The organism is Actinomadura sp. K4S16 (genome assembly GCF_008327685.1).
In the GTDB taxonomy this organism is placed as follows: domain Bacteria; phylum Actinomycetota; class Actinomycetes; order Streptosporangiales; family Streptosporangiaceae; genus Spirillospora.
Genome location: NZ_BDDE01000018.1, coordinates 1 through 26,103, shown reverse-complemented (window position 1 = coordinate 26,103; position 26,103 = coordinate 1). Strand labels below are relative to the sequence as shown.

Sequence of the window (26,103 nt, the reverse complement as noted above, 5' to 3'; positions counted from 1 at the left end):
AAACGCCGACGGGCCGACCGGAAGCGTCCGGTCGGCCCGTCGGCGGCGTAGGCCTGCGCGCCGTCACGACCCCCAGTCGGGGCGCAGCGGCATGTGGCTCGTGCCGTCGTCCTCCAGCTTCACGCCGAGCGTCTGGTGCAGCTGGATCCAGTTCTGGTTGAAGCCGAGCACGCAGCCGGCCATGTAGACGCGCCACACGCGGGCCGTGCCCTCGCCGACCTCGGCGACGGCCTCGTCCCAGTGGGCGTCGAGGTTCTCGCACCAGCCGGTGAGCGTGCGCGCGTAGTGCTCGCGCAGGTTCTCCTGGTGGCGGATCTCGAACCCGGCGTCGTTCATCTGGCACTGGACGTAGCCCGGGCCCTCCAGCTCTCCGTCCGGGAACACGTACCGGTTGATGAACCCGTTCTCCTTGCGGGACGGCAGCGTGTTGTCGGGGCGCGTGATGGTGTGGTTCAGCATCCGCCCGCCCTTCTTCAGCTTCCCGTGGAGGAAGGAGAAGTAGGCCGGCAGGTTCTTCTTCCCGATGTGCTCGGTGAGGCCGATGGAGCTGATCGCGTCGAAGCCGGTCTCGGTCACGTCGCGGTAGTCCATGTGCCGGACCTCCGCGAGGTCGGACAGGCCCCGGTCGGCGATGGCCTTCTGCGCCCACTCGGCCTGCTGCTTGGACAGCGTGACGCCGAGCGCCTTGACCCCGTACTCCTTCGCGGCGTGCATCACCATGCCGCCCCAGCCGCAGCCCACGTCCAGCAGCCGCATCCCCGGCTTCAGCCCGATCTTCTTGGCCACCAGGTCGTGCTTGTTGAACTGGGCCTCCTCCAGCGTCGCGCCCTCATGCGGATAGCACGCGCAGGTGTAGGCCATGGAGGGGCCGAGCACCCATTCGTAGAAGGTGTTGGACACGTCGTAGTGGTGGGAGATGGCCCGCGCGTCCCGCCTCTTGGAGTGCCGCAGCCACGAGGGGATGCGGCTGAACGGCGCCTCCTGCGGCGGCGGGTCCAGCCGCCGCGACGCCGCGGCCCGCAGCAGCGGATCGCGCATCACCGAACCGGCGATCTTCGCCTTGTCGCGCGGCGACACGTCGGCGAGCACCTGCTGCATCGTGGTCAGCGCCGTGATCATGTCGCCGTTCACGTCGATCATGCCGGTGACGTAGGCGCGGGCGAGGCCCAGCGCGCCCGGCGAGTGCAGCAGGTACGAGACCGCGTACGGCGAGCGGACGTCGAACCGGATGTCGGCGCCGGGCACCCCGGCACGGGAACCGTCGTAGGCCGTGAACTCCACTGGCGCCTCAGCCCCGGCGAGCTGCTCGAAGACCCTGGCCAGCGTCATCTTGCTCCTCCTGTCTCTCCGCCCCGGCCCGGACGGCGGCGGTCGGCCGCCTCCGCGCGGGGCTCCCCCGAAGCGGGCGCCTGGTCAGCGTCCGCGCACGCACTTGTCATAGAGGTCCAGCAACCTCCCGTCGGGGTCGTAGGACCCCTTGAGCCGCCGGTAGGTCTCCCCGTCGTAGTACCGCCAGAACTCGTCCCGGCCGTAGAAGGCGGTCGAGTAGAGGGACTTGTGGCCGTCGAGGGCGGCCACCTTCCGTTCGATGAGGCGGTTGTGGTACTCGGGGATCTGGCCCGGCGGGATCCGCACCGTCCCCCAGAAACCGGCGTTCACGTAGGGGCGGCCCACGTCCAGCGGGTACAGCGGCCACCGCTCCTTGGCGCGCAGCGGGCAGAGCCAGATCGGGCTCATGCCCACCTTGTCGTGGAAGAACTCCAGGAACTCCGGCAGTTTCTCGACCGGCACCTCGATGTCCTGGATGACGTCCTCGCGCGGCCGCAGCCCGCGCCACCGCTCCGCGCGCGCGACGATGTGGTACCGGCGGTCGTAGGCGACGAGCTTGCGGTACACGTCGGAGCGCTTGTACTTGTCGGGCCACAGCCTCCGGACGGCCGGGTTCTGCACGCCGAACGCGCCCGAGCACCAGAACCAGTCGGTGTCCCAGCGCCAGATGTAGTCGCGGATCGTCAGGAAGTCGACCGACCGCTGCTGGATCGACCTGTAGTAGATCTGCTGGCCGGTGTAGTCGGAGGTGTAGGGCGCCGAGTCGGCGAAGAAGCCGAGCGTGATGTACTGCTCGTCGGCGCTGAAGACCGTCCCGTCCATGAAGTCGACGGTCTCGTCCTCGAACGTCCCCGACTCGGTGATCTCCCCCATCACGCGGGCGAGCTCCGCCGCGTCGGTGAACCGCAGGTGCCGCAGCCGGACGTACGGCCGAACGGGCCGCAGCTCGATCTTCAACCGGAGGCTGTAGCCGAGCGTCCCGTAGGAGTTCGGGAAGCCGTAGAACAGGTCCTTGTGCTCGTTGTCGCGCGTGGCCGTGACGATCTGCCCGTCGCCGGTGAGGACCTCCAGCTCCAGGACGCCCTCGTGCGGCAGCCCGTCGCGGAACGAGGTCGACTCGATGCCGAGCCCGGTCACCGCGCCGCCCAGCGTGATCGTCTTCAGCTGCGGGACGACCGTCGGCATCAGGCCGTGCGGCAGCGTCGCGTCGACCAGGTCCTCGTAGGTCGTCATGCCCTGGACCTGCGCGGTCCGCTCGTCCGGGTCGACGCTCAGCACCTTGTCGAATCCGGAGACGTCCAGGCCGGGCGCCGACGAGGGGTCGCGCCACCGGAACAGGTTCGAGGTCCGCTTCGCCAGCCGCACCGGCGTGCCCGCCGGTATGGCCCGGTAGGACCTCCTGAGCGCCTCCACCGCCCGCTGGTGATCGCCCTTGATCGCAAGCTCCGTCATCTACCCCTCCCTCGCATAGTTAATCGATCATCCCATGCATGGTCCACATAACCCGGACGTCGCGGGAGTCACAGGTAGAGAGGGGAATAAAACCACGGGCGTACACATAGGCGTCGTTTCATCTCCTGGAGGCTGCCGGCCGCCGTCACGGCGGCCACGTCAACTCTCCCCGGAGGCGTACTCCGACAAACCCGAGGCGCGTTCAGCGGCGGTTCCGCGCGCCCCCGTTCACTTCACCAGGCGCAGGATCCACGGGTAGCGGAACGTCTGGCCGGTCAGCGCGAAGACGGCCGCGATCGCCGACAGCACCCACGCCACCGCGTACGCGACCCCGCCGACGCCGAACGTGACGATCGTGAGGAGCAGCAGCGTGACCTGGAAGTTCACGGCCTCCGCCGCCTGCAGCCGGACGTAGGGCGACCGCTTGCCGCTCAGCAGCATCAGCAGGAGCGGGCCGACGAACAGCGTCGGGACGGCGACGGCGTGCGCGGCGGCGGCCAGCATCCGGTCCTCGCCCGTCACCGCCGCGCCCTCCGGCACGACGGGCCGCGCGGGGGCGGGCACCAGGTCGTGGAGGACCGCGCCGAGGTCCTTGCGCGTCTTGCCCGTCATCGCCAGTTGCACGCGCAGGTCGAACTCGTCCTCGTCGAGGCGCCCTTCGGCGTAGGCGTCCTGAAGCCGCTGGATGACCGGTTCCCGCTCGGCGTCCGAGACCCGCAGATCCCCCACCGCGTAGCTGCTGTCCATACGACCAATGCTCCGCGCGGCCCCGCCTCCGGGCTATCAGGGAAGACCCTGAGGATCCCCTGAATTGCGCCGGACGTACTCCTCCCCTGGGATCAGGCGCCCGCCGAACAGCTCCGACACCGTGACGAACACGTACCCCTCGGCGGCCAGCCGGTCGATGATCTTCGGAACGGCCCGCACGCTCGTCGGGTGGATGTCGTGCATGAGGACGATGTAGCCGGGCCTCGCCGCCTTCAGCACCCGCCTCTCGACGTAGGCGGTGTCGCGGTGCTCCCAGTCGAGGGGATCGACCGTCCACAGCACCTGCGCCAGCCCCAGCCGCCGCGTGATCTCCTTCAGCCGCTTGGACGTCGACCCGTACGGCGGCCTGAGCAGCACTGGCACGACCCCCGACGCCCGCCGGATCGCGTCCTGCGTCTTCGTCAGCTCCGCCATGACCTTCTTCTGGGAGGCCCTCCCGAGGTCGGCGTGCGTGTAGCTGTGGTCGGCGATCTCATGCCCGGCCTCATGCTCGCGCCGCACCAGTTCCGGATGCCTCGCGGCGTTCTCCCCCACGATGAAGAACGTGGCCCTGACCTTGCGGGCGGCGAGGATGTCCAGCAGTTCCGCGGTGCTCGCCGCGGGCCCGTCGTCGAACGTCAGCGCCAGGCACTTGAGCCGGGCGCAGTCGGGCGGCGGCGGCTCGGGCGGCGCCGCCGGCTTCGTCCGGGGCCTCGCCGCGGGGGGCTCGGTCCGCGCGACGGGCCTCACCTGGCCCCGGGCGGGGGTGAGCGTGCTCAGGACGCCGCACACCGAGACCGCGAGCACGGCCGCGGCCACCCGCCGAACAAGGTTCGGCCTGCTCATCGACACCCCCGCGTGATGATCCCCCGAAGGCGCCAGTCTAGGGCTCGGGTCCCCGCCCGGCCGGGCTCGCCGCCGCTGTGTCGGGAACCCGCGCGCCGCCGATCTCGTTATCGTCGTACACCGCAACCCCGCCCCGGAGCCGTTCCGGGCGGGACCAGACGACGGGGTGAGGGATGAGGTTCCGGGACCGGTTCGGGATCCGCAGGCACCGCGGGTCCACGGTGACGAAGCTCGACAGGGAGGCGACGGACTCCGACATCGAGGCGCTGATCGCCTTCGCCCGCGACCGCCGCGGCGTCGAGTTCTTCGTCGAGCCGGAGACCTACGCCACCGACACCACGGCCGTCGCCGTCGCCCACGACGGCGAGTGGACGCGCCGCCGCGTCGGCTCCCCCAAGGTCATCGGCAGGGTCGCCCGCGACCTCGGCCTGCCCGTCTACGACGTCCAGATCGTCGGCTACCCGCCCCGCATGCGCGCCTGGAACGACCGCAACCGCGACCGCCGCATCGACCCCGGCACCCCCGGCCAGGCCGTCTCCTCCTGACCCCCGCCCCGTGGTCCGAGAGAGGCTCTAAGCCGTGAGTTCAGCGGCGAGCGCCTCCACGCGGGCGCGGATCTCGTCGCGGATGGGACGCACGGCGTCGACACCCTGCCCGGCGGGGTCGTCGAGCCGCCAGTCGAGGTAGCGCTTGCCGGGAAAGACCGGGCAGGTGTCCCCGCAGCCCATGGTGATGACGACGTCGGAGGCCTGGACGGCGTCGGCTGTCAGGACCTTGGGGATCTCGGCCGCGATGTCGATGCCCTCTTCTGCCATGGCCTGGACGACGGCGGGGTTGACCCGGTCGGCGGGCTCGGAGCCGGCGGACCGGACCTCGACCCGGTCGCCGGCGAGATGGGTGAGGTAGGCGGCGGCCATCTGGGACCGTCCGGCGTTGTGGACGCAGACGAACAGCACACTGGGCTTCTCGGACATCAGGCACCTCGCGGATCGGAAGTCGTGGGCAGGAGGGTCTCGGCGGTCCCGGCCCCGCGCGGCCGGGCGGGGAACCGGCGGCGGAGCCCGAGCGAGACGTGGACGAGGGCGACCAGTACGGGCACCTCGATCAGCGGACCGACGACACCGGACAGCGCCTGGCCGGAAGTGACCCCGAACGTGCCGACGGCCACGGCGATGGCCAGTTCGAAGTTGTTCCCGGCCGCGGTGAAGGCCAGCGTCGCGGTGCGGGAGTAGGGCAGCCGGACAGCGCGGCCCAACGCGAAGGCCCCGCCCCACATGAGCGCGAAATAAGCCAGCAGCGGCACGGCGATGCGGGCGACGTCGGCCGGCCTTGAAGTGATCGCCTTCCCCTGCAGGGCGAACAGGATCACGATCGTGAACAGCAGCCCGTAGAGCGCGACCGGTCCGATGCGGGGCAGGAACCGCTCCTCGTACCAGTCGCGCCCGCGGGTCTTCTCCCCGAGGCGACGGGTGAGGTATCCGGCCAGGAGCGGAACGCCGAGGAACACGAGGACGTTCACCACGATCGCGCCGGTGGAGAAGTGCGCGTCGTCGGTCTCCAGGCCGAGCCGGCCCGGCAGGACCCGCAGGTAGAACCAGCCGAGCGCGCCGAAGGCCACCACCTGGAAGAGCGAGTTCAGCGCGACCAGGACGGCGGCGGCCTCGCGGTCGCCGCACGCCAGGTCGTTCCAGATGACGACCATGGCGATGCAGCGGGCCAGCCCGACGATGATCAGGCCCGTCCGGTACTCGGGCAGGTCGGGCAGGAGGCTCCATGCCAGGGCGAACATCACCGCGGGCCCGACCAGCCAGTTGAGGACGAGCGAGGAGGCCATCAGCCGGCGGTCGCGGGTGACGGCGTCGAGCCGGTCGTAGCGGACCTTGGCCAGCACCGGATACATCATGACCAGCAGGCCGAGCGCGATCGGCAGCGAGATCCCGCCCGCCTCCACCTTGCTCAGCGCGTCGTCCAGGCCGGGGAGGGCGCGTCCGAGACCGAGCCCGAGCCCCATCGCGATGATGATCCACAGAGGCAGGAGGCGGTCCAGGGTCGACAGCCCCGCGCCGCCTTCGGGCCCGCCGGGGCCGGCACCGGGCCGCGCCGGTTCGGTCGCGGTCACGTGCAAGGCCGCTTTCGCCCGTGGAGGTCGACCTGGCGCGCGGCCTCGGCGAGACCCGTCAGCTGGGCGGCCAGATCGTCCAGCACCTCGGGGCGCAGCCGGTAGTAGGTGAAGCGCCCGCACGGCTCGGTGTCGACCAGCCCCGCCTCGCGCAGCGCGCGCAGATGGTTGGAGATGTTGGTCTGCCTGGCCCCCGTCTCCTCGACGAGATGGCACGTGCACAGCGACTCGCTCGCGAGCAGCGAGACGATCCGGGCCCGCAGGGGGTCGGCGAGCAGGCGCAGTACATCAGTTTCAACTGACATCATCACAGACTGATACGTTAGCAGGCGATCCCGGGGCGGCGGCGTGCCGGGGGACGCTGCCCGAGGCGACCGCGGCGGCCAGCGCGGCGATCGCGGCGAGAGCGGCGAACATCGCCGGGTAGCCGCCGAGAGCGGCGGCGAGCCCGGCGCCCGCGGCGGGCGCGATCGCTCCGGCGATCGTGACGGGTGCGGCGAGGATGCCGGAGAGCGAGCCGTAGGCGGCGGTGCCCCAGCGGTCGGACACGGCGGTCGCCTGGAGCAGGGTGGCGATGCCGCGCATCGTCCCGACCAGGACGGCGACGGCGACGAGCAGCGGGACGGGGCCCGGGAGCGCCGCGAGCATGGCGATGGTGACGGCCGAACCCGCCAGGATGCAGACGGTGCGGGAGCGGACACCGGTACGGCGGGTCAGTGCGCCGTAGCCGAGGCGTCCGGCGACCTGGCCGACGCCGCCGAGACCGAGGGCCCAGGCGGCGACGGCGCTGGAGGCGCCACGAGAGGTGAGCAGCGGGATGAGGTTGGTGACCACGGCGTACATGGAGAACGACCAGAGGGTGAGGGCCGTGGTCAGCAGCAGGAACGGGGAACCCCGCACCACCGCCTTCCGCCGTCCGGGCGCGGCGTCGCGGGCCGTGCCGTCGCGGGCCGTGCCGTCGCGGGCCGCGTTGTCGCGGGCTGCGTTGTCGCGGGCTGCGTTGTCGGCCGGACGCCGTCCGGCGGCGGGGGGCCAGGGACGGCGCAGCGCGAAGTGGTGCAGCGGGACGGTGGCGGCGAGCAAGGCCGCGAGCACCAGGTACACGGCCCGCCACGACATGTGCGCCGCCAGGGCGCTGGTGAGCGGGGCGAACACGGTGCTGGCGAGACCGGCGACCAGGGTGAGGGTCGTGAGGGCCCGGACGTGCCGGGGCGCGTAGTAGCGGGTGAGGGCGGCGAATGCCGGCGGGTAGAGCACGGCGGCCATCGCGGCCCCGGCCAGCAACCACGCTGCGACGAACCACGCCAGGCCGGGAGCGGCGGCCAGGCCGAGAACGCCCAGGACCGCGGCGGCCGAGCCGGCGGTCATCGGGATCCGGGGTCCATGGCGGTCGAGGACGCGCCCGAGGGGGACACCGCCGATCGCGGCGACGACCAGCCCTGCGGAGAACGCGGCGGTGATCGACCCGGTGGACCAGCCGGTGTCGCGGGTGATGGCCGGGGCCAGGACGGGGAAGGCGTAGTAGAGCACTCCCCAACTGGTGATCTCGGTGACGCAGAGCGCCAGCAGGGGAACGCGGGAGACCGCGCCCCCGGGCATCGGATCCGCGAGGACGCCGCGGCCGGTGTTCTCGTCCGGCCCCGGCCCCGCGCGCTCGGAGGTCACCGGGATGCTCCTATGAGGTCGCGATCACCCGTTCGGCTCGTGGTGACGCCAGGCGGACCGAGGGCCCCGAAGCGAACGGCCGCGGCGTCGGCCGGACGGCGGGGTCAGATCCGCGGGCGGCGTCATCGCGACCATCATCGCACTCGGTCGTCGGCTCGCTCGGCGTCGCCGGAGTGGCCGTGGGCGCGTCCGGTCGCGAAGCCGAGACCGGCCGGAGCGCCGATGGTGACCGGCTGGGGCTGCGACCCGCCGCAGCAGGAGCCGCCTCCGGTGTCGGCGGACGCGACCGGAACCGCGGCCTGCGCGGGTTCGGTGCCGCAGGAACTGCCGCAGCCGCCGTCGGCGGCGCCCGGGAGCTGGTCCTCGGTGACCAGGGTGGTGGAGCAGACGCCGGTCTCCGGCAGGTCGAGTTCGACGGCGTCGGCGGCGGCGCGGTCTCCGGCCAGTGCGGCGACGACGGAGCGGACCTGCTCGTATCCGGTGGCCATCAGGAAGGTCGGGGCCCGGCCGTAGCTCTTCATGCCGACCAGGTAGAAGCCGGGCTCGGGGTGGGCGAGGTCGCGTTCGCCGTGCGGCGGCACGGTGCCGCAGGAGTGGAAGTTCGGGTCGATCATCGGGGCGAGCCGGACCGGCGCCTCGGTGGCGGGATCGAGCTCGACGCGCACCTCCCGCAGCATGTCGAGGTCGGGCCGGAAGCCGGTGGCCGCGACCACGGTGTCGGCCTCGATGACGCGCTCGCCGTCCGGCGTGGCGCCGACGACCCGGACGGGCCCGGCGGCGGCGTCGGGGACCTCGAAGCCCGTGATGGTGAAGGTCCTCACCAGCTCGATCTCCCCGGCCTCGACGGCTGCCTTGAGGCGAGTGCCCAGCGCACCGCGCGCGGGCAGGCCGTCGGCGTCGCCGCCGCCGTAGAGGCGAGCGACCGAGGAGCCGCGCACCGCCCAGGTGATGCGGGTGCCGGGTGCGGCCTTGGCGAGTTCGGCGAGGGCGAGCAGGGTGTTGGCGGCCGAGTGGCCCATGCCGACGACCAGCGCGCGGCGTCCGGCGAAGCGGTCGCGGTCGCGGCCCAGCACGTCGGGCAGCGGCCCGGCCAGGTAGGGGGCGGCCCGGTCCTCACCTGGGGCGGGCAGCCCGGAGTGGCCGAGCGGGTTGCCGTGCCCCCAGGTGCCCGAGGCGTCGATGACGGCGCGGGCATGCAGATCGGTGACGGTGCCGTCCGGGCCGGCGGTCCGAACCAGCAGCGGACGCTCCTCTCGGCCGATGGTGCGGGTGACGTCCACGCCGCTCCGGGCGACCGCGACCACTCGGGTACCGGTGCGGATCCGCCCGGCGAGTTCGGGCACTCCGGCCAGCGGGACCAGGTAGTCGCGGACGAGGTCGGCGCCGGTCGGCAGGGCGTCCGGATCGGGCAGGGTCCACCCGGTGGGCTCCAGCAGCCGGCGGGCGGCGGCGTCGGTGTCGTAGCGCCAGGGCGAGAACAGCCGGACGTGCCCCCACTCGGACACCGCCGAGCCGACGCCGTCACCGGCCTCCAGGACGACGAAGTCGAGCCCGCGCTCGGCCAGGTGGGCGGCGGCCGCCAGCCCGACCGGCCCCGCACCGATGACCACCACCGGCAGCCGGTCGGCGCCCTGGGGGTCGTCCAGGCAGCCGCACCCGGCGTCGGTCTTCGCCTCGGTCACGGTGAGCGCCGGGTCCACGGACTGCTCGGCGTCGGTGCAACACCGGCTGACGCCGCAGCAACTCCCCTGAGCCGCCGCCCCAGCGGCCTCGGCCGCGTTCTCACCCATACCCCACCTCGCTGTTTCGACGTTCTTCAAATCAGAGCCAGTTTGCGTCCCTGCATAGATGGATGTCAAATTAGATGCATGTCCAAGTTGTTGGAGCTGGAGGACGTCACCGCCCCGGCGTGCTGCGCCCCGCTGAGCGAGTCGTCCCTGGGCGAGGACGAGGCCGCCGAGTTGGCCGCAGTGTTCAAGGCGTTGTCGGACCCCGTCCGGCTGCGACTGCTCAACATGATCGCCTCGGCGGGCGGCGGCGAGGCATGCGTGTGCGATCTGACCGGCTCCTTCGACCTGACCGCGCCGACCATCTCCCACCACCTGAAGGTGCTCCGCAAGGCCGGCCTGATAGACGGCGAACGCCGCGGCACCTGGGTCTACTACCGCGCAGTCCCCGACCGCCTAACCCGCCTGTCAGGCCTGTTCGCCACCCCCACCACCTGACCGCCGCCCCCGTCGCCCTCACGCCCCCGCTAACACAGCCGAGCGACCACGCCGCACGCCGACACCGGCGCGCCCGGCGCGGCTAGCAGGCTTTTCGGTGGTGGGCGGATGGAGGGTCGGGGGGTGTGTGCATGCGGAGACGGGAGGGTGGGATGCCTGCGTTGACCACTTCGCGGAGGATGACGGCCATGGAGTAGGCGGGGTCGCTGTCGAGGGCGCGTTGGAGGGCGACGTTGGCCAGGCCGCCGTCGCCGGCGGAGTAGGCGGTGAAGGCCAGCAGGGACGCGGGTGCCGGGGCGTAGGCGGGGTCGACGCGGCGGACGATGTCGCGCCAGAAGGCGATGTCGGCGGCCGGGGCGTCTTCGTCGAGGCGGGCCCAGGTCTCGTCGCGCAGGCGCAGGTCGGTGAGGAGGAGGCCGAGCCAGGCGACCTCGTCGTCGGTCGGGCGGGTGCCGGTACGGGCGCGGGCGAGCAGGGCGAGGACGAAGGCGAGGTCGTCTTCCGCGGGCGTGGACGGGTGGGCGAGGTAGCGCTTCTCGGCGCGTTCGGTGGCGCGGGCCATGGCGGCGCGGGCGGGGCCGTCGAGCGGCTGGACGGAGGAGACGAGTTCGGCGCGGTCGGCCAGCGCCACGTGGCCCGCGAAGGTGGCCTGGGCGGCGACGGTGGTGGCGGAGATGTCGTACGGGGTGCCTTCGGGCGGGCAGCAGACGTCGACGCAGGTGAGCGACCACCAGCGGCCCTCCGCGACGCGGATGGCCTCGGCGACGGGGACGCCCGCGGACGACAGGGCCGCGCGGATCGGCCCCGCGGCCTGCCTCACCTCTTCGTCGGGGCCGTAGCCGAGGAGGAGCGAGCGGCCGAAGCCGTTGCCGGCCAGGACGGCGGCCACGCGGTCGGCTGCCGCGCGGTCGGTGGCGACACGGTCGGTGGCGACACGGTCGGTGGCGAATCGGCCGGCGGGGCCGGGGGCCGGTAAGTCGAGCCGGATGGCGCATGTGCCTCGGGACCGCCCCTCGAAGCCGATCACGACGAGGCTGCGGGACGGGTGGAAGCCCAGCAGGTAGGGGACGGCCGCGATGGCGTCCTGGGCGCTGCGGATCACCAGGGATGTCATGTGCCGAGCGTCTCAGCGGCGCCGGAGGGGCCGCCGGAGCTTCCCGAACTGTGGATAACTCCTGGCCGATCCGAGGTGCTCTGTTCGAGGCGGTCGCGCCGGACGGGACGCGGGTGTCGGCCGCGGGCGGTAGCGTTGGGCGACGTGCCCGCCCCTGATCTGCTGACCGGCAGCGAGACCCAGATTCCGGACATGGCGACCCTCCTCGCCGCGGCCGTCGCGTCCGTCGGGGGCGCCGAGCGCCCCGGGCAGGTGGCGATGGCCCAGGCGGTGGAGAAGGCGATCGACTCCGGGGAGCACGTCGCCGCGCAGGCGGGCACGGGCACCGGCAAGTCGCTCGCCTACCTGGTTCCCGCGATCCGCCACGCCGTCAAGGACAAGACCACCGTGGTCGTGTCCACGGCGACGATCGCGTTGCAGCGGCAGCTCGTCGACCGCGACCTGCCTCGGCTCGCGGAGGCGCTGGGCCCGCTCCTCGGCACGGAGTTGAAGTACGCGATCCTCAAGGGGCGCCGTAACTACCTGTGCCTGCACCGCGTGCAGACGGGCGCGCCCGAGGAGGAGGACGGCGGGCCGAGCCTGTTCGACCCGCAGCAGTTGTCCTCGCTGGGGCGGCAGGTCAAGCGGCTGAACGAGTGGGCCGAGGAGACGAAGACCGGCGACCGCGACGAGCTGGTGCCGGGGGTGAGCGAGCAGGCGTGGCGGCAGGTCGCCGTGACGGCGAAGGAGTGCCTGGGCGCGCAGCGGTGCCCGCACGGCAGCGAGTGCTTCGCCGAGCTGGCACGGGCGGAGGCCGGCGAGGCACACATCGTCGTCACCAACCACGCGCTGCTGGCCATCGACGCCCTGGAGGAGTTCCAGGTCCTGCCCGAGCACGACGTCGTGATCGTCGACGAGGCCCATGAACTCGTCGACCGCGTCACGTCGGTCGCGACCGGGGATCTGAGCGCGGCCGGTGTGGAGATGACCGCGCGGCGCTGCGGGCGCCTCACCGAGGAGCACCTGGCCGACCGGCTCAAGGAGGCCGCCGAAGGCCTCGGCCTCCTGCTGGAGGAGATGCCCGCAGGACGCATGGACGTCCTGTCCAGCGCCCTTGGCAACACCCTCGCCTCTGTGCGGGACGCCGCGCACGCCTGCATCACCGCGCTCGGGCCGGAGAAGAAGGATTCCGACCCCGGCGACATGGCCGCGCGCAAGGCGGCCCGGTCCTCGCTGGAGGAGCTGCACGACACGGCCGTGCGGATCCTGGATGCGTTCAAGCCCGAGATGGCGCAGCGCTTCGACGTCGTGTGGCTGGAGAAGCCGTTCGTCCAGGAGGGGCGCCCGAAGCGGCCGCCGGCGCTGCACGTGGCGCCGATCGGTGTCGGCGGGCTGCTGCGCGCGACGCTGTTCGAGCAGCGCACCGCGGTCCTGACGTCCGCGACGCTCACGCTCGGCGGGTCGTTCGAGCCGCTCGCCCGCCAGTGGGGCCTGCCGCCGCTCGACGAAGGTGGCCCGAAGGACGCCAAGACCGCCGCCGAGGGCCTCGCGCGTACCGCGACGGAGAAGGGCGAGGAGACCGAGGTCGTCTGGTCGGGGCTCGACGTCGGCTCCCCGTTCGACCATCCGAAGGCGGGCATCCTCTACGTCGCGCGGCACCTGCCGCAGCCGGGGCGCGACGGCCTCGCCGACGCCTACCTGACCGAGATCACCGAGCTGATCGAGGCGGCGGGCGGGCGGACGCTCGGCCTGTTCTCCTCGATGCGCGCCGCGCGCCAGGCCGCCGACGAACTGAAGGACCACCTGTCCCACCCGCTGCTCTGCCAGGGCGAAGACTCCACCTCACTGCTGGTGAAGCAGTTCGCCGAGGACGAGCGGACCTGCCTGTTCGGCACCCTGTCCCTCTGGCAGGGCGTCGACGTCCCCGGCCCCTCACTGCAGCTCGTCATCATGGACCGCATCCCCTTCCCGCGCCCGGACGACCCGGTGTCGTCGGCACGGTCCCGGGCCGTCGCGGCGCGCGGCGGCAACGGGTTCATGGCGGTCGCGGCGACGCACGCGGCGCTGCTGCTCGCGCAGGGCGCGGGCCGGCTGCTGCGGTCGATGGACGACCGCGGCGTGGTCGCCGTCCTCGACCCGAGGCTCGCTACGGCCCGATACGGCGGCTTCCTCAAGAACTCGCTGCCGCCGTTCTGGGCGACCACCGATCCGGACGTCGTCCGCGGCGCCCTCCGCCGTCTCGACGCCGCCGCGACCCAGTCCTGACGCGACGACGCGTCTGACGCCGCGACGCGATCCTGACGGCACAGCCGGAGTCGTGGCGGCGAGACGCGGTCCTAGCGGCGCGACACGGGCATGAGGCGCGGCCGGAGTCGTGGCGGCGCCGCGCGGTCCTGACGGCGCGGCCGGAGTCCTGCCTGCGCTACGGAGGCGCGCTCCCGCGGCCCTGGCACGCCACGCGGCCCTGGCACGCCACGCGGCCCTGGCGGCGTCGCCGGAGGCGTGGTGGCGGGGGCGGGGCTAGCGGCGGTAGGTGGAGAGGAACTCGCCGATGCGGCCCACCGCGTCCTCCAGGTCGTCGGCGTACTGGAGGGTGACGACGCGGAAGTGGTCGGTCGTCGGCCAGTTGAACCCCGTCCCCTGGACGACCAGGAGCTTCTGCTGCTCCAGCAGGTCGAGGGCGAAGCGCATGTCGTCCTCGACCGGGTACATCTCCGGGTCCAGGCGCGGGAAGACGTACAGGGCGCCCTGCGGCTTGACGCAGCTGACGCCCGGCAGGTCGTTCAGCAGCTTCCAGGCGCGGTCGCGCTGCTCGCCGAGGCGCCCGGTCGGCAGGACGAGGTCGTCGATGCTCTGGTAGCCGCCGAGCGCGGCCTGGATGGCGTGCTGCCCCGGGACGTTCGGGCAGAGCCGCATGTTGGCGAGGATGTCGAGGCCCTCGATGTAGGACTCGGCGTGCTCCTTCGGTCCGGACAGCACCACCCATCCCGAGCGGAACCCGGCGACGCGGTAGTTCTTGGACAGGCCGCCGAAGGTGAGGCACAGCAGGTCGGGGGCCAGGGACGCGATCGGGACGTGCTCGGCGTCGTCGTAGAGGATCCGGTCGTAGATCTCGTCCGCAAAGATGATCAGGTTCCGGCGGCGGGCGACCTCGACGATGCGCGACAGCACCTCGCGCGAGTAGACGGCGCCGGTCGGGTTGTTCGGGTTGATGATCACCAGCGCGCGGGTCCGGTCGCCGATCTTGGACTCGATGTCGTCCAGGCTCGGCTGCCACCCGTCGTCCTCGTCGCACAGGTAGTGGACGGGCGTGCCGCCGCACAGCGACACCGACGCCGTCCACAGCGGGTAGTCGGGCGCCGGGATGAGCACCTCGTCGCCGTCGTTGAGCAGCGCCTGCAGCGTCATGACGATGAGCTCGGAGACGCCGTTGCCGAGGTAGACGTCCTCGACGTCGACGCCGGTGACGCCGTTGTCCTCGAAGGTCTGCACGATGGCGCGGCGGGCGGGCAGGATGCCCTTGGAGTCGCTGTAGCCGTGCGCCTCCGGCAGGTTGCGGATCATGTCCTGGAGGAGTTCGGGCGGGGCCTCGAACCCGAACGGGGCCGGGTTGCCGATGTGCAGCTTGAGGATCTTGTTTCCCTCGTTCTCCAGCTGCTTGGCGCGCTTGAGGACCGGCCCGCGGATGTCGTAACAGACGTTGGTCAGCTTGCCCGACTGGTTGACCTGCATGGAGTCACCATAACGGCGGTCCGGCGGCGACACGCGGCGCACCCCGCCGCGGCGTCGCGACCGGATCCGGAAGCCCCCGCCCCCGGCCGCGAGGCCGGGAGGCGGGGACGGGCGTGTCACGGGGCGGAGATCGCCGACAGGATGGCCAGCCGCGCCGCGCGCCGGGCGGGGCGGATCGCGGCGAGGGCCCCGGCGACCGCGCCGACCACGGCGATGACCGCGACCTGCGCGGCCTGCGGCGCGAACGGGTTGCCGAGGGCGGCGCCGAGGCCCCAGCCGAGGAACACCCCGAGGCCGACGCCGCCGCCGGTGCCGAACAGCGCGACGATGACCGACTCCCAGCGCACCATGGAACGGATCTGCGGGCGCGTCGCGCCGACCGCGCGCAGCAGGCCGAGTTCGCGGGTCCGCTCGTGGACGGCGAGCGACAGCGTGTTGGCGATGCCGAGCAGCGCGATGACGATCGCCAGGATGAGCATCCCGTAGACGACGCCGATGAAGCCGGCCATGTCCTCGGTCTGCGCGGCGACGAACTCGTCCCGCGACTCCACGTCGGGCGCGCCGTACGGCTTGGCCAGCGCGGTGAGGGCCTGCCGGGCGGACGCGACCGACGCGCCGGCCTTCAGTTCGACGAACGCCCTGGTGTCGAGCGGCTGCCTGGTGTGCGCGTTCCACACCGACCGCGGGATGAGGTAGTCCCCGGTCAAGTCGGTGTTGCCGTAGACGGCCCCCACGGTGAGCTTCTGTGAGGCGCCGTCCGCGAACGTCACGCCCACCGTGGAGCCCACGCGCCAGCCCTTGTCGTCCGCGGCCTTCTTCGAGACGGCGACCGTACCGGCGTCGTTGAGGCCGCCTTGGGTGACGTCCAGGTCGAGGACGCGCCGCAGGGCGGAGGGGTCGGCCACGCTGACGGTGGACGGCTTGCCGTTCACCCGCATGCTGCCTGTGCCCATCCCGGCGACCTCGCTCACCTGCGGCAGCTTCGCCGCCTCCTGCACGAGCGAGGTGGCGAACCCGCCGGTCTCGTTGGTGCCCGCGTCCACGACGATCGGCCCCTTGAACGACCCGGCGACGCCGTCCTCCAGAGAGGCGCGCAGCGACCCGAGGAACACCGTCATCAGCGTGACGACCCCGACGCCGATCATCAGCGCGGTCGCCGCCCCGGCCGTGCGCGCCGGGCTGCGGGAGGCGTTGTCGCGCGCGAGCGTCCCGGGCACGCCGCGCAGCCGTGCCGCGGGCCCGCCGACCAGCGCCGCGACGGGACGGGCGGCGACGGGGCCGAGGACGACCATCGCCACGACGGTCACCACCGCGCCCGCGGCCGCCATCGCCATCTGCTCGGTGACGGCGCCGAACACGACGGTGCCGACCGCCACGGCCGCGAAGACGGCGCCGACGATGAGGCGGGTCTCGGTCGGCCGGGAGGCCTCGGCCGCGACCTCGCGCAGCGCGGCCAGCGGCGGCACCCGCGACGCCTTCAGCGCCGGGCCGAGCGCGGCGACCAGGGTGACCAGCAGCCCGACCGGCACCGCGATCATGACCGAGGTGGCGGCGACGGTGAGGCCCTCCATCTCGATCCCGATGCGGAACTCGGCGAACAGCTCCCGGAGCAGGGCGGCGAACCCGATCCCGCCGGCGAGCCCGGCGAGGGTCGCGGCGCCGCCGACCACCAGCGCCTCGAAGCCGACGATCGTGACGACCTGCCGGCGCCCGGCGCCGAGCGCGCGCAGCAGGGCCGACTCGCGGGTCCGCTGCGCCATCGTGATCGCGAACGTGTTGTGGATGCTGAACGCGGCGACCAGCAGCGCCACCCCGCCGAAGGCGGCCAGGACGGTCCGGAACACGCGCAGGAAGCCGTTCTGGACGAGGCTCATCCCCTCCTCGACCTGTGCCTTCTTCGACAGGGCCTGCACCCCGGAGGGCAGCACGGCCCGCACCCGCGAGGCCAGCTCCCCCTGGTCGACGCCGTCCTGCGCGCGGATCGAGACGCCGCTGATGCGGTCGGTCCCCTTCGCGACGTACCGGCGCGCGCCCTCAAGGGAGAACGCCGTGAACGACGTCTCGCCGAAGGCCTCCTGGTCGCCGAACATGCTGATGCCGACGACCGTCACGGGGACCTTCTCCGGCGTGAGCACCGCCGTCCGGTCGCCGACCTTGAGGTGGCCCTCGTCGGCGAACATCTTGTCGATCACGACCTCGTCCGGCGCGCGGGGCGCCCGTCCCTCGGCGAGCCGGTAGGGGTTGAGCTTCGGGTCGGTCTTCCAGTTGCCCGCCATCCGGGGGCCGCGCGACCGGATCACCGCGCCGTCCTTGGCGAGCAGCTGCCCCGACCCCTCGATGGTCGGTTCGGCGTTGGCGACGCCCTTCACCTGGCTGACCCTGTCCAAGACGGACGCGTCGATCTGCCCGCGCGCGCCCCACGGCGCGTCGCTCACCCTGGTGGCGTTCCGGACGACCACGTCCGTGTCGCCGTAGCCGCTGGAGACGTACCCGTCGATGCTCGCCGCGAGGGTGTCGCCGAGGACGAGCGTCCCGGTCAGGAACGTCACGCCGAGGAAGACGGCCACCAGGGAGCCCGCCATGCGGCGCTTGCGTCCCCACAGCTCCTTGAACACGAGCCCGATCATCGGTGGTCCCCCAGCCCGCGCATGCGGTCCAGCACCCGGTCGGGTGTGGGCGCGTCCATGACGTCGACGACCTGGCCGTCGGCGAGGAACACCACCGCGTCGGCGTGCCCGGCGGCGACCGGGTCGTGGGTGACCATCGCCACGGTCTGGCCGAGGTGGTCCACGGCGTCGCGGAGGAGACCCAGCACCTCGGCGCCGGTGCGGGAGTCGAGGTTGCCGGTCGGCTCGTCGGCGAACACGATCTGGGGGCGCGTGACCAGGGCGCGCGCCAGCGCCACCCGCTGCTGCTGCCCGCCGGACATCTCGGACGGGCGGTGCGACAGCCGGTCCCCCAGCTTCAGCACGCGGACGACCGTGTCCAGCCACTCCTGGTCCGGACCCGCCCCCGCGAGGGTCAGGGGCAGGAGGATGTTGTCGCGGGCCGTGAGCGTGGGGAGCAGGTTGAACGCCTGGAACACGAACCCGATCCGCTCCCGCCTGAGCCGGGTGAGGCGGCGATCCGAGAGCGCCCCGAGCTCCTGGTCGCCGACGTAGACCTTGCCGGACGTCGCGTCCTCCAGCCCCGCGACGCAGTGCATGAGGGTGGACTTCCCGGCCCCGGACGGTCCCATGATCGCGGTGAAGCGCCGCTCCGGGAACTCCACGCTGACATCGTCGAGGGCCCGCACCGCCATGGCGCCGGACCCGTACACCTTGGTGAGGCCCACCGTGCGGGCGCCGCCCGCGGTGCCCTCGCTCATCGCTCGCCTTGCTTCCGCTGCGTTTCCCATGCCCGGGATCGTGGCCCGGCGGCATGGGGCCCGTCGTCGGGCCAGAAGAGGCACTGCGCCTGCTCCCAGAGGAGGCCGCGCGAGCCGCCGCCTACGTCAGGCGCGGTACGCGGCGATCAATGAGACTCGATGTCCAATTGTGATGCGGGCAACATACATGCAGGCTTGATTGCTTGTATCTCGCGCTCGTACCGTCTGAGTCGTGTCAGTAAGCAGCCGCAGACGTCACCGGCACGGCTCCTCCGGCCGCCGGACGCAGGAGGAGCGCAGGTCGCGCACGCAGGCCAGGCTCCTGGAGGCCACCACGGAGTGCCTGGTGGACCTCGGCTGGTCCGGGACGTCCACCACGGAGGTGGCCCGCCGCGCCGGCGTCTCGCGCGGGGCGCAGCAGCACCACTACCCGACGAAGATGGTCCTCGTCGCGGCCGCGCTGGAGCACCTCCTGGAGGCGCAGCGCCTGGCGTACGAGACGGCGTTCGCGGTGCTGCCGGCGGACCGGCGCAACGTCTCGGGAGCGCTCGACCTGCTCTGGGAGGTGTTCCGCGGCCGTCCGGCCAAGGCCCTCATGGAGCTGGCGGTGGCGGCCCGCACCGACGACGAGCTGCGGCCGCTGTGCCGCGACCTGAACGAGCGGATCCTCCAGGTGATCACGGAGACGTTCGAGCGGCTGTTCCCCGACAACACCCTCCCCCCCGACTTCGTCTCGACGACGCTGCGCACCCTGTTCGCCATGTTCGTCGGGCTGTCCATCCAGAACGCGCTGGACGACGACGCCGAGGGCCACCAGGCCGCGGTGCTGCGCCAGATCAAGGACGTCGCGCAGCTGATCGTCCCCGAGCAGGGCACGGCGGAGGCCGGGCCCCGCACCGGCCCCTGACCCGACCCGTCCCGCACCGGCCCCCGCCGACCGCACCACCCCGAGGGAGCGTCCCCAATGCCGAAAGCCCCCACCGAACTCGCCGACGAGGTCCGCGAGCAGGTCAAGGACAAGAAGTCGTACCTCGGCGTCATCGACCGCCTGAACAAGGCGTCGGTCGAGAAGCACTGGGAGGCCTACGCCGACATCCCGTGGGACGACCCCGAGTTCCTCGTCGACAAGAACGACCCGCGCTGGGTGCTGCCGCAGTTCGACCGGCTCGGGGAGACGGACTGGTACAGGTCGCAGCCGCCGGAGATCCAGTCGCAGATCGGCCTGTGGCGGGTCGCCACCGCGATGAAGATCGGGCTCCAGTTCGAGAACCTGCTCAAGCGCGGGCTGCTCAACTACGCCTACCGGCTGCCGAACGGCCGCCCCGAGTTCCGGTACGTCTACCACGAGACGACCGAGGAATGTCACCACGGGATGATGTTCCAGGAGTTCGTGAACCGGACGAAGATGCCGATCCGCGGCATGCCGCGCTCGCTCAGCCTCATCGCCCAGGCCGCCCCGTGGATCCCGCTGGTCAGCACCGAGATGTTCTTCGTCTTCGTGCTCGGCGGCGAGGACCCGATCGACTACGTCCAGCGCAAGTCCCTCAAGGGCGGGCACATCAAGCACCCGCTCGAGGAGACCATCATGAAGATCCACATCGCGGAGGAGGCCCGGCACATCTCGTTCGCCCGGCACTACCTCAAGCACCGGGTCCCGAACATGCACCCGGTGCGCCGCCGGATCCTCGGCCTCGCGACGCCCGTCGTCCTCGGCGTGATGGCGCGGATCATGCTGTCCCCGCCCGGCCCGATGGTGCGGCACTTCAATATCCCGAAGGACGTCGTCCGCGCCGCCTACAAGAACGACGCGGCCCAGGCGGAGATCTCCAACTCGGTCGGCAAGATCCGCGACCTGATGGCCGAGCTCGGCGTGATCAATCCGGTGAGTAAGCAGGTCTGGAAGGCCTTCGGCATCTGGGACGAGCCGAAGCAGCGCCGCGCGGTCGCGCCGATCAGGGCCGCCTGAGCACGGCGGAGCCCAGGGGCGGCGCGGCCGGCGTCCGGCTGCGGTCGGACTTCCAGATCGATCGGCGGGACGAGTCCGGGGCCGCGAGTTTGTCGCCGCGCTGAGTACCGGCGGCCCGTGCCGCCACCTAGAATCCTCGCAATTGAACATAAGATCCAATTAATCGGCGCGGTCCGGGCTCCCTTCCGAGCCCGGCCCCGCCGTTCATCGAGCGGAGCGCGCACATGAGCATCGCGATCGTGACCGGAGGAGCGTCCGGCATCGGCCGTGCGATCGCCACGTCCCTGGTGGCGCGCGGCGACACCGTCGTGGTCACCGACATCAACGCCGAGGGCGCCGAGCAGGTCGCCGACAAGCTGAACACGCTCGGCAAGGGCAAGGCGGTCTCCGCCGCGCTCGACGTCACCGACGCGGCCGCCGTCGCCGACCTCTACAAGGGCGTCAAGGCCGACCACGGGCGGCTCGACCTGGTGTTCAACAACGCGGGCATCGCGGTCGGCGGGCTGGCCGAGGAGCTCACCCTCGACCACTGGAACCGCGCCATCGACATCAACCTCAAGGGCGTCGTGCACGGCGTCCACGCCGCCTACCCGATCATGCTGGAGCAGGGCGGCGGCCACATCGTCAACACCGCCTCGCTCGCCGGGCTCGTCCCGATGCCGATCGGCATCCCCTACACCGCCACCAAGCACGCCGTCGTCGGCCTGTCCCTTGGCCTGCGCGCCGAGGCCGCCGGACGCGGCGTCAAGGTCAGCGTCGTGTGCCCGAGCTTCGTGGACACCCCGCTCCTGCACAACGTCAACCCCGACCTGCCGGAGACCCAGCTGAGCGGCGACGCCACCGGCGACATCGCGAAGGCGGCCCCCCGCCTCTACACGGCCGAGAAGCTCGCCCGCGACATCATGCGCGGCGTCGCCAAGAACCAGGCCCTCATCGTCGCCCCCGCCCACGGCCGCTTCGCCTGGCGCGGCGCCCGCCTCAACCCGGGAGCCGCCGTCCGCGTCGCCCAGATCGCCGTCGACCGCATCCGCGCCGGCAAGTAGGCGGAGCCCCCGGCGCGGCGCGCATAGGCTGGGCGGCGTGGAGCGCATCCTGGTCAGCTCGTGCCTCGCCGGGCGGCCCGTCCGCTACGACGGCGCGGCCAAGCCGGTCGCGGGCGACCTCTTCGAACGCTGGCGCGCCGAGGGCCGCCTCGTCCCCTTCTGTCCCGAGGTGTCGGGCGGGCTCCCCGTCCCCCGCCCACCCGCCGAGATCATCGGCGGTGACGGCGGCGACGTCCTCGACGGCACGGCCCGCATCCTCACCCGCACCGGCGCCGACGTCACCGGCGAGTTCCTCCGCGGCGCCCGGCTGGCTCTGGAGACCGCGCAGCGCTCCGGCGCCCGCCTCGCCCTCCTCAAGGAGGGCAGCCCGTCCTGCGGCAGCCACCGGATCTACGACGGCACCTTCACCGGCAGCGCGGCCCCCGGAACCGGCGTGACGACCGCACTCCTGCGCCGCTCCGGAATCCGCGTCTTCAGCGAAGACGACCTGGACGCAGTGCAGGCCCTCCTGACCGACCTGGAGAGCTGAAGCGGCCTTCACCGCCCTGGGACGGGCCCAAGTCCCTCTCCGCTGCAAGGCAGAGGGCCGCCTCCGACACCGTGTCCGGACCGGCCATGCGCTGCTTGCGGGTCATGGCCGGGGAGTTGGGGGTCCGGCGGGCGGCAGGGTCTCGCGCGCGGTGCTCTGCCGTGGGGGCAGGGGATCGAGCACCGGGTTGGTCAGGTGCTGGTAGATGATCGAGGTGCGGAAGCTGACGATCTCGCGCCGGTTGGTGAACTGGTCCAGGAGAAAAGCGTGCAGATGGTCGATGTCCTGGGCCGTGACGTGGACGAGGAAGTCGTCGCTGCCGGCCATGGTGTAGACGGAGACGACTTCCGGTAGCCGGGTCACCGAGCGTTCGAAGTCGGCGACGACGTCCCGGCGCAGTGGCCGGACCTGGGTGAAGACCATCGCCTGTACCGAGCGGTTGAGTGCGTGCAGGGAGACCTGGGCCCGGTATCCCTGGATGATTCCGCGCTTGCGCAGAAGCCTGGTGCGTTCGAGGCAGGTGGACGGTGCGATGCCGAGCTTCTCGGCGAGGGCGCGGTTGGACAGCCGACCATCGGCCTGCAGATGGTGCACGATCGCCGTATCTAGTTCGTCCATGGTCGCCTCCCGGGCGTGAATCCGGATTTAGTTCGGCAGCGGGCCGACTGAACCGTACGAGACTCTAACTTCACGGGCATGGGCCAAGCATTTGCACACGAACATGTCGTCATCCGGCGCGGCGTCCGCTCCCGACTGCCGCTGATCGTCGCCGTCCACTCCCGGGCGCTGGGCCCGGCGGTCGGCGGTTGCAGGCTTCGCCGCTACGGCACCTGGCAAGACGGACTGGCCGACGCGCTGCGCCTGTCCGAGGCCATGACCTACAAGGCCGCGGTGGCCGGTCTGGACTTCGGAGGCGGCAAGACCGTGATCGCCCTCGACAGGGGGACCGAACTCACCGCGGATCTGCGCGAGGCCGTGCTCGAGGACCTGGGCGAGCTGATCGCTTCCTTCGAGGGGTCCTATCGAACCGGCCCCGACATCGGCACCGGCCCGGAGGACATGGTGACCCTGCGGCGCTTCTCGCCGTACGCGTACTGCGCACCCGAGGCGCACGGCGGGACCGGCGATTCCGGCGGCCCCACCGCGACCGGCGTTCTGGCGGCCCTGCGCGCCGGAGCCCGGCATGCGTTCGGCGACGCCTCCTGCACCGGCCGCACGGTGGTCATCGCCGGATTCGGGTCGGTCGGCAGTGGCATCGCCGCCGGCCTGGCCGCCGAGGGCGCCCACGTCGTCGTGTCGGACGTGGAGCAGTCCCGCAAGGACGCCGCCCTGGCGAGCGGGTACCGGTGGGTCGAGCCCGACCAGGCCCTGCTCGCACCGGCCGACATCCTCGTCCCAGCGGCCGTCGGTGGCGTGCTCGACGAGGCAGTCGTCCCCCGGCTCACCGCGCGCCTCGTCGTCGGCCCGGCGAACAACCAGCTCACCGAGGACTCCGTCGCCGATTCCCTCGCGAAGCACGGCATCGTCTGGGTTCCCGACTACGTCGCCAGTGCCGGCGGCATCATCTACGCTCTCAGCCGGGAATCGGAGAACCACGCCCACGAGGCCGCCCAGCAGCGGGTGGAGGGTATCGGCGACACCGTCGGCCACCTTCTCGACCTGGCTCGCTCGACCGGCGTCACCCCGATGCGCGCCGCCCAGCAGATCGCCGAGCGCAGGCTCGCATCCGCCGCCTCACACGTCCTGGACGCCTGACGGCCGGGGCAGCCTCCCCCACGGCCGCGCCGGCCGATGACAATGTTGCCTCCGTGAACGGGGCACGCAGGGCAGCCTCCCCCACTTCGCCCGAATGCCTTGCCCCTGCTCGCCTAGCCTCGGAAAGGCAGGAGATGGACGAAACGACCCTCCGCCGAAGAAGCGAGATCTTCGGTGCCGAGGAAGATGGCCGATTCACCTTCCCCGCCGTCGGAGACGAGCGGACGCTGCTCGCCCACGTCCTCGCCGCGCAGCGGGCGACCCTGGAACTGAAGTGCACGGGTCTGAACGCCGAGCTGGCCCGGCGGCCGGTGGAGCCGTCCACGCTGTCGCTGCTCGGCCTGGTCAGGCATCTCGCCGACGTCGAGCGCCGCTGGTTCAGGGCGGTCCTGGCCGGCCAGGACGCGCCCGCCCGCTTCTCCTCCCCCGAGAACCCCGACGGCGACTTCGACGGTGCCGCACCGGACCCCGAGGTCATCACCGGGGCCTGGCAGGCCTGGCGGGAGGAGGTGGCCTTCGCCGACGCCTACGTCGCCCAGGCCCCCCACCTCGACGTCGAGGGTCACGACGCCTGGCGCGGGCCGGTCTCGCTGCGCTGGGTGCTCATCCACATGATCGAGGAGTACGCCCGGCACAACGGGCACGCCGATCTGCTCCGCGAACGCATCGACGGGGCGCGGGGCCTCTGAGCGCGCGCCACGCCCTGCGATCCGGCACGCTTGACCTGCAAGGAGTTGCTTGCCTAGCGTCGTGTGTGTGGGAGACGTATTCAAGGCTCTGGCCGACCCCACGCGACGCACCATCCTCGACGAGCTGACCGACCGGAACGGCCAGACGCTCTTCGAGATCTGTGCCCGCCTGACGACCAAGTACGACCTCGGCTCGTCACGGCAGGCGATCTCGCAGCACCTCGAGGTCCTCGAGGCGGCAGGACTCGTCGTCACCAAGCGCGAGGGCCGGGACAAGTTCCACTACATCAACACCGGCCCGCTGGAACCGATCGTCGAGCGGTGGCTCAGAAAGCCCAAGAGGACCGTCCAGCATCGCTGACGGCGGCGCCGGCACGACGGGAGGGGGCCCGACGTGAGAGCCAACCTGGCGAACATGTTCGGCACGACCAGAAGAAGGCGCTGAGGAGCTGCGCCGAGGCGCAGCGGTCCGTGAAGAAGCACGAGTCCCCAAATGAGGACCGATGCCTGACCCTCGCGCCCCCAAGGCTCTGACGGCCGTGTCCCCTCAGGACTCTGACCGTCGTGTCTGCACAGGACCCGGACCGTCGGGTCGTGCACAGGACCCGGACCGTCGGGTCCTGCACAGGACCCGGACCGTCGCGCCCCCCATTGAGCCCTGACCGTCGTGTCCTCGCAGGACCCTGACGGGGCGGACCTGCGACTCCAACCGAGCGGCCGTCCAGCCGTGAGGCCGTGACGGCCCTGATCGGCAGTTGGCTCCCGTACGCCTCGTCCGCCGGCGACGACGCCAAGTCCGTGTACGAACGGCTGCGCGGCCTCGCTGTGCGCTTCACCCAGGAGTCGACCGCGGTGCCGGAATCACGGCCGTGCTCGACGACACCTGCGGCAACCTGATCGAGGCTCATCGAACCGGCTGACCCTCATCCGGACACGCTGCGGACGCGTGCGGACACGGGTGCCCGCCATTCCGGGCAAGCACGTCTATGCGGGCAGCCTTTGTCATCCAGATGACGAGGCTGCAGCCCGTAGCCGCATGCCGCCCGGCCTTTCCCAGGTCAGCTCAGGTCGTGCCCGCCTGCCTTGACCGCCTTGATGAATGCCGCCCACTGCTTCGGGGAGACAACGAGAACAGGGCCGTTCGGTGCCTTGCTGTCCCTGATCCCTATGGCGTACCGGAACCCTGCGATCTCGACGCAGTTTCCCGACCCATTGCTCCAGGAACTCTTGCGCCATGCAACACGACCACGAACGGCACGATTCATCGGGATCCTCCTCTGCCCGCATCCTCTGTACCCCCGCCACCCGATTCATTAGCGGATGTCCGAATGCGGTCAGTCAGTCGCGCGGCCCCCGTCCGGATGACCTTTCCGGCGCCTGGGCGCCGCATTCTCCGCCCTGGTCACCGGACAGCCGGCGGGCCGAGGCAGGGGCAGCGAGCCTCGTGGGCAGGGGGCGGCGACAGGCACGGAGAGTGGCGCGGACCTCCCGCCCCTGAAAAACAAGAAAGGCCCCGCCAGTAACGGCGGGGCCTTTCCTAATATGT

26 protein-coding genes are annotated in these 26,103 nt (G+C 71.9%); 11 read left to right on the top strand and 15 right to left on the bottom strand.

The genetic code is table 11. The features are described 5' to 3' along the window. Positions 1-63: 63 nt before the first annotated feature. From K4S16_RS28225 to K4S16_RS28210, 4 genes are all read right to left on the bottom strand, one after another. Positions 64-1,329, bottom strand: a complete 1,266-nt coding sequence (locus K4S16_RS28225; protein ID WP_149262088.1) for a cyclopropane-fatty-acyl-phospholipid synthase family protein — start codon at positions 1,327-1,329, stop codon at positions 64-66. Between the two features lie 84 nt (positions 1,330-1,413). Beyond that, on the bottom strand, positions 1,414-2,781 hold the full coding sequence (locus tag K4S16_RS28220) for an FAD-binding oxidoreductase (protein WP_149262087.1): 1,368 nt from the start codon (positions 2,779-2,781) through the stop codon (positions 1,414-1,416). Between the two features lie 228 nt (positions 2,782-3,009). After that, on the bottom strand, positions 3,010-3,528 hold the full coding sequence (locus K4S16_RS28215; protein WP_149262086.1) for a DUF1707 and DUF4870 domain-containing protein: 519 nt from the start codon (positions 3,526-3,528) through the stop codon (positions 3,010-3,012). 36 nt (positions 3,529-3,564) lie between these two features. After that, positions 3,565-4,374, bottom strand: a complete 810-nt coding sequence (locus K4S16_RS28210) for a polysaccharide deacetylase family protein (RefSeq protein ID WP_149262085.1) — start codon at positions 4,372-4,374, stop codon at positions 3,565-3,567. Positions 4,375-4,547: 173 nt separating this feature from the next. On the opposite strand from K4S16_RS28210, the gene K4S16_RS28205 reads away from it, so the two are divergent. Beyond that, the gene (locus K4S16_RS28205) at positions 4,548-4,919 is read left to right on the top strand and encodes a hypothetical protein (protein ID WP_149262084.1); all 372 of its coding nucleotides are present in this window, start codon (positions 4,548-4,550) and stop codon (positions 4,917-4,919) included. A gap of 27 nt (positions 4,920-4,946) precedes the next feature. Here K4S16_RS28205 and K4S16_RS28200 read toward each other — a convergent pair whose 3' ends face one another. The 5 genes from K4S16_RS28200 to K4S16_RS28180 form a co-directional block, all read right to left on the bottom strand. Beyond that, on the bottom strand, positions 4,947-5,348 hold the full coding sequence (locus tag K4S16_RS28200) for an arsenate reductase ArsC (RefSeq protein ID WP_149262083.1): 402 nt from the start codon (positions 5,346-5,348) through the stop codon (positions 4,947-4,949). Then, positions 5,348-6,493, bottom strand: a complete 1,146-nt coding sequence (arsB, locus tag K4S16_RS28195; RefSeq protein ID WP_375708349.1) for an ACR3 family arsenite efflux transporter — start codon at positions 6,491-6,493, stop codon at positions 5,348-5,350. The genes K4S16_RS28200 and arsB overlap by 1 nt, the downstream gene beginning before the upstream one ends. Then, a complete protein-coding gene (locus tag K4S16_RS28190) occupies positions 6,490-6,798 on the bottom strand; it encodes a helix-turn-helix transcriptional regulator (RefSeq protein ID WP_235037122.1) in 309 nt (102 codons plus the stop codon). Before K4S16_RS28190 ends, arsB begins: the two co-directional genes overlap by 4 nt. Further along, entirely contained in the window at positions 6,788-8,158 is a 1,371-nt protein-coding gene (locus K4S16_RS28185) for an MFS transporter (RefSeq protein ID WP_235037121.1), read from the bottom strand. The genes K4S16_RS28190 and K4S16_RS28185 overlap by 11 nt, the downstream gene beginning before the upstream one ends. Positions 8,159-8,292: 134 nt before the next feature. Beyond that, positions 8,293-9,948 (bottom strand): FAD-dependent oxidoreductase, encoded by a 1,656-nt coding sequence (locus K4S16_RS28180; RefSeq protein ID WP_149262081.1) that lies wholly within the window; start codon positions 9,946-9,948, stop codon positions 8,293-8,295. A 78-nt stretch (positions 9,949-10,026) separates the two neighbouring features. Here K4S16_RS28180 and K4S16_RS28175 point away from each other — a divergent pair, with 78 nt between their 5' ends. Next, positions 10,027-10,383 carry a helix-turn-helix transcriptional regulator gene (locus K4S16_RS28175; protein ID WP_149262080.1) on the top strand — a complete coding sequence of 119 codons (357 nt, stop codon included), beginning with the start codon at positions 10,027-10,029 and terminating at the stop codon, positions 10,381-10,383. An 82-nt stretch (positions 10,384-10,465) separates the two neighbouring features. On the opposite strand, the gene K4S16_RS28170 is transcribed toward K4S16_RS28175, so the two are convergent. Then, the gene (locus K4S16_RS28170; RefSeq protein WP_149262079.1) at positions 10,466-11,497 is read right to left on the bottom strand and encodes a DUF4192 domain-containing protein; all 1,032 of its coding nucleotides are present in this window, start codon (positions 11,495-11,497) and stop codon (positions 10,466-10,468) included. A gap of 192 nt (positions 11,498-11,689) precedes the next feature. On the opposite strand from K4S16_RS28170, the gene K4S16_RS28165 reads away from it, so the two are divergent. Next, the gene (locus tag K4S16_RS28165) at positions 11,690-13,741 is read left to right on the top strand and encodes an ATP-dependent DNA helicase (protein WP_200842193.1); all 2,052 of its coding nucleotides are present in this window, start codon (positions 11,690-11,692) and stop codon (positions 13,739-13,741) included. 255 nt (positions 13,742-13,996) lie between these two features. Here K4S16_RS28165 and K4S16_RS28160 read toward each other — a convergent pair whose 3' ends face one another. The 3 genes from K4S16_RS28160 to K4S16_RS28150 form a co-directional block, all read right to left on the bottom strand. Beyond that, the gene (locus tag K4S16_RS28160) at positions 13,997-15,208 is read right to left on the bottom strand and encodes a pyridoxal phosphate-dependent aminotransferase (protein WP_149262078.1); all 1,212 of its coding nucleotides are present in this window, start codon (positions 15,206-15,208) and stop codon (positions 13,997-13,999) included. Positions 15,209-15,324: 116 nt separating this feature from the next. Next, positions 15,325-17,835, bottom strand: coding sequence for an ABC transporter permease (locus tag K4S16_RS28155; protein ID WP_149262077.1), 2,511 nt, complete (start codon positions 17,833-17,835; stop codon positions 15,325-15,327). Next, entirely contained in the window at positions 17,832-18,575 is a 744-nt protein-coding gene (locus K4S16_RS28150) for an ABC transporter ATP-binding protein (RefSeq protein WP_149262076.1), read from the bottom strand. Before K4S16_RS28150 ends, K4S16_RS28155 begins: the two co-directional genes overlap by 4 nt. A 232-nt stretch (positions 18,576-18,807) precedes the next feature. Here K4S16_RS28150 and K4S16_RS28145 point away from each other — a divergent pair, with 232 nt between their 5' ends. The 4 genes from K4S16_RS28145 (at position 18,808) to K4S16_RS28130 (ending at position 22,113) form a co-directional block, all read left to right on the top strand. Then, positions 18,808-19,482, top strand: a complete 675-nt coding sequence (locus K4S16_RS28145) for a TetR/AcrR family transcriptional regulator (RefSeq protein WP_235037120.1) — start codon at positions 18,808-18,810, stop codon at positions 19,480-19,482. 57 nt (positions 19,483-19,539) lie between these two features. After that, complete coding sequence (locus K4S16_RS28140) at positions 19,540-20,541, top strand: diiron oxygenase (protein ID WP_149262075.1); 1,002 nt, start codon at positions 19,540-19,542, stop codon at positions 20,539-20,541. Positions 20,542-20,765: 224 nt separating this feature from the next. After that, the gene (locus K4S16_RS28135; RefSeq protein ID WP_149262074.1) at positions 20,766-21,584 is read left to right on the top strand and encodes an SDR family oxidoreductase; all 819 of its coding nucleotides are present in this window, start codon (positions 20,766-20,768) and stop codon (positions 21,582-21,584) included. 37 nt (positions 21,585-21,621) lie between these two features. After that, complete coding sequence (locus K4S16_RS28130; protein ID WP_149262073.1) at positions 21,622-22,113, top strand: DUF523 domain-containing protein; 492 nt, start codon at positions 21,622-21,624, stop codon at positions 22,111-22,113. A gap of 102 nt (positions 22,114-22,215) precedes the next feature. On the opposite strand, the gene K4S16_RS28125 is transcribed toward K4S16_RS28130, so the two are convergent. Then, the gene (locus tag K4S16_RS28125) at positions 22,216-22,731 is read right to left on the bottom strand and encodes an Lrp/AsnC family transcriptional regulator (protein WP_149262072.1); all 516 of its coding nucleotides are present in this window, start codon (positions 22,729-22,731) and stop codon (positions 22,216-22,218) included. Between the two features lie 78 nt (positions 22,732-22,809). Here K4S16_RS28125 and K4S16_RS28120 point away from each other — a divergent pair, with 78 nt between their 5' ends. The 4 genes from K4S16_RS28120 to K4S16_RS44520 all read left to right on the top strand — a co-directional run bounded on the left by K4S16_RS28120 (position 22,810) and on the right by K4S16_RS44520 (position 25,454). After that, a complete protein-coding gene (locus K4S16_RS28120; protein ID WP_149262071.1) occupies positions 22,810-23,868 on the top strand; it encodes a Glu/Leu/Phe/Val dehydrogenase dimerization domain-containing protein in 1,059 nt (352 codons plus the stop codon). Positions 23,869-24,002: 134 nt separating this feature from the next. Next, positions 24,003-24,557 carry a DinB family protein gene (locus K4S16_RS28115; protein WP_149262070.1) on the top strand — a complete coding sequence of 185 codons (555 nt, stop codon included), beginning with the start codon at positions 24,003-24,005 and terminating at the stop codon, positions 24,555-24,557. A 67-nt stretch (positions 24,558-24,624) separates the two neighbouring features. Continuing rightward, positions 24,625-24,918 carry a helix-turn-helix transcriptional regulator gene (locus K4S16_RS28110; protein ID WP_149262069.1) on the top strand — a complete coding sequence of 98 codons (294 nt, stop codon included), beginning with the start codon at positions 24,625-24,627 and terminating at the stop codon, positions 24,916-24,918. Positions 24,919-25,292: 374 nt separating this feature from the next. Further along, positions 25,293-25,454 carry a hypothetical protein gene (locus K4S16_RS44520; protein ID WP_160161061.1) on the top strand — a complete coding sequence of 54 codons (162 nt, stop codon included), beginning with the start codon at positions 25,293-25,295 and terminating at the stop codon, positions 25,452-25,454. A 161-nt stretch (positions 25,455-25,615) separates the two neighbouring features. Here the strand turns inward: K4S16_RS44520 and K4S16_RS28105 are convergent, their stop codons facing one another. Further along, the gene (locus K4S16_RS28105; protein WP_149262068.1) at positions 25,616-25,822 is read right to left on the bottom strand and encodes a DUF397 domain-containing protein; all 207 of its coding nucleotides are present in this window, start codon (positions 25,820-25,822) and stop codon (positions 25,616-25,618) included. Between the last annotated feature and the right edge of the window lie 281 nt (positions 25,823-26,103).

What these genes read in the sequence shown, in the direction of transcription:
- K4S16_RS28225 (WP_149262088.1), bottom strand. Translation starts at nt 1,329, where the DNA reads ATGACGCTGGCCAGGGTCTTCGAGCAGCTCGCCGGGGCTGAGGCGCCA.
- K4S16_RS28105 (WP_149262068.1), bottom strand. Translation starts at nt 25,822, where the DNA reads ATGAATCGTGCCGTTCGTGGTCGTGTTGCATGGCGCAAGAGTTCCTGG.
- K4S16_RS28165 (WP_200842193.1), top strand. Translation starts at nt 11,690, where the DNA reads ATGGCGACCCTCCTCGCCGCGGCCGTCGCGTCCGTCGGGGGCGCCGAG.
- K4S16_RS28190 (WP_235037122.1), bottom strand. Translation starts at nt 6,798, where the DNA reads ATGTCAGTTGAAACTGATGTACTGCGCCTGCTCGCCGACCCCCTGCGG.
- K4S16_RS28180 (WP_149262081.1), bottom strand. Translation starts at nt 9,948, where the DNA reads ATGGGTGAGAACGCGGCCGAGGCCGCTGGGGCGGCGGCTCAGGGGAGT.
- K4S16_RS28120 (WP_149262071.1), top strand. Translation starts at nt 22,810, where the DNA reads ATGGGCCAAGCATTTGCACACGAACATGTCGTCATCCGGCGCGGCGTC.
- K4S16_RS28175 (WP_149262080.1), top strand. Translation starts at nt 10,027, where the DNA reads ATGTCCAAGTTGTTGGAGCTGGAGGACGTCACCGCCCCGGCGTGCTGC.
- K4S16_RS28200 (WP_149262083.1), bottom strand. Translation starts at nt 5,348, where the DNA reads ATGTCCGAGAAGCCCAGTGTGCTGTTCGTCTGCGTCCACAACGCCGGA.
- K4S16_RS28160 (WP_149262078.1), bottom strand. Translation starts at nt 15,208, where the DNA reads ATGCAGGTCAACCAGTCGGGCAAGCTGACCAACGTCTGTTACGACATC.
- K4S16_RS28170 (WP_149262079.1), bottom strand. Translation starts at nt 11,497, where the DNA reads ATGACATCCCTGGTGATCCGCAGCGCCCAGGACGCCATCGCGGCCGTC.
- K4S16_RS28150 (WP_149262076.1), bottom strand. Translation starts at nt 18,575, where the DNA reads ATGAGCGAGGGCACCGCGGGCGGCGCCCGCACGGTGGGCCTCACCAAG.
- K4S16_RS28215 (WP_149262086.1), bottom strand. Translation starts at nt 3,528, where the DNA reads ATGGACAGCAGCTACGCGGTGGGGGATCTGCGGGTCTCGGACGCCGAG.
- K4S16_RS28155 (WP_149262077.1), bottom strand. Translation starts at nt 17,835, where the DNA reads ATGATCGGGCTCGTGTTCAAGGAGCTGTGGGGACGCAAGCGCCGCATG.
- K4S16_RS28125 (WP_149262072.1), bottom strand. Translation starts at nt 22,731, where the DNA reads ATGGACGAACTAGATACGGCGATCGTGCACCATCTGCAGGCCGATGGT.
- K4S16_RS28135 (WP_149262074.1), top strand. Translation starts at nt 20,766, where the DNA reads ATGAGCATCGCGATCGTGACCGGAGGAGCGTCCGGCATCGGCCGTGCG.
- K4S16_RS28205 (WP_149262084.1), top strand. Translation starts at nt 4,548, where the DNA reads ATGAGGTTCCGGGACCGGTTCGGGATCCGCAGGCACCGCGGGTCCACG.
- K4S16_RS28115 (WP_149262070.1), top strand. Translation starts at nt 24,003, where the DNA reads ATGGACGAAACGACCCTCCGCCGAAGAAGCGAGATCTTCGGTGCCGAG.
- K4S16_RS28210 (WP_149262085.1), bottom strand. Translation starts at nt 4,374, where the DNA reads ATGAGCAGGCCGAACCTTGTTCGGCGGGTGGCCGCGGCCGTGCTCGCG.
- K4S16_RS28220 (WP_149262087.1), bottom strand. Translation starts at nt 2,781, where the DNA reads ATGACGGAGCTTGCGATCAAGGGCGATCACCAGCGGGCGGTGGAGGCG.
- K4S16_RS28140 (WP_149262075.1), top strand. Translation starts at nt 19,540, where the DNA reads ATGCCGAAAGCCCCCACCGAACTCGCCGACGAGGTCCGCGAGCAGGTC.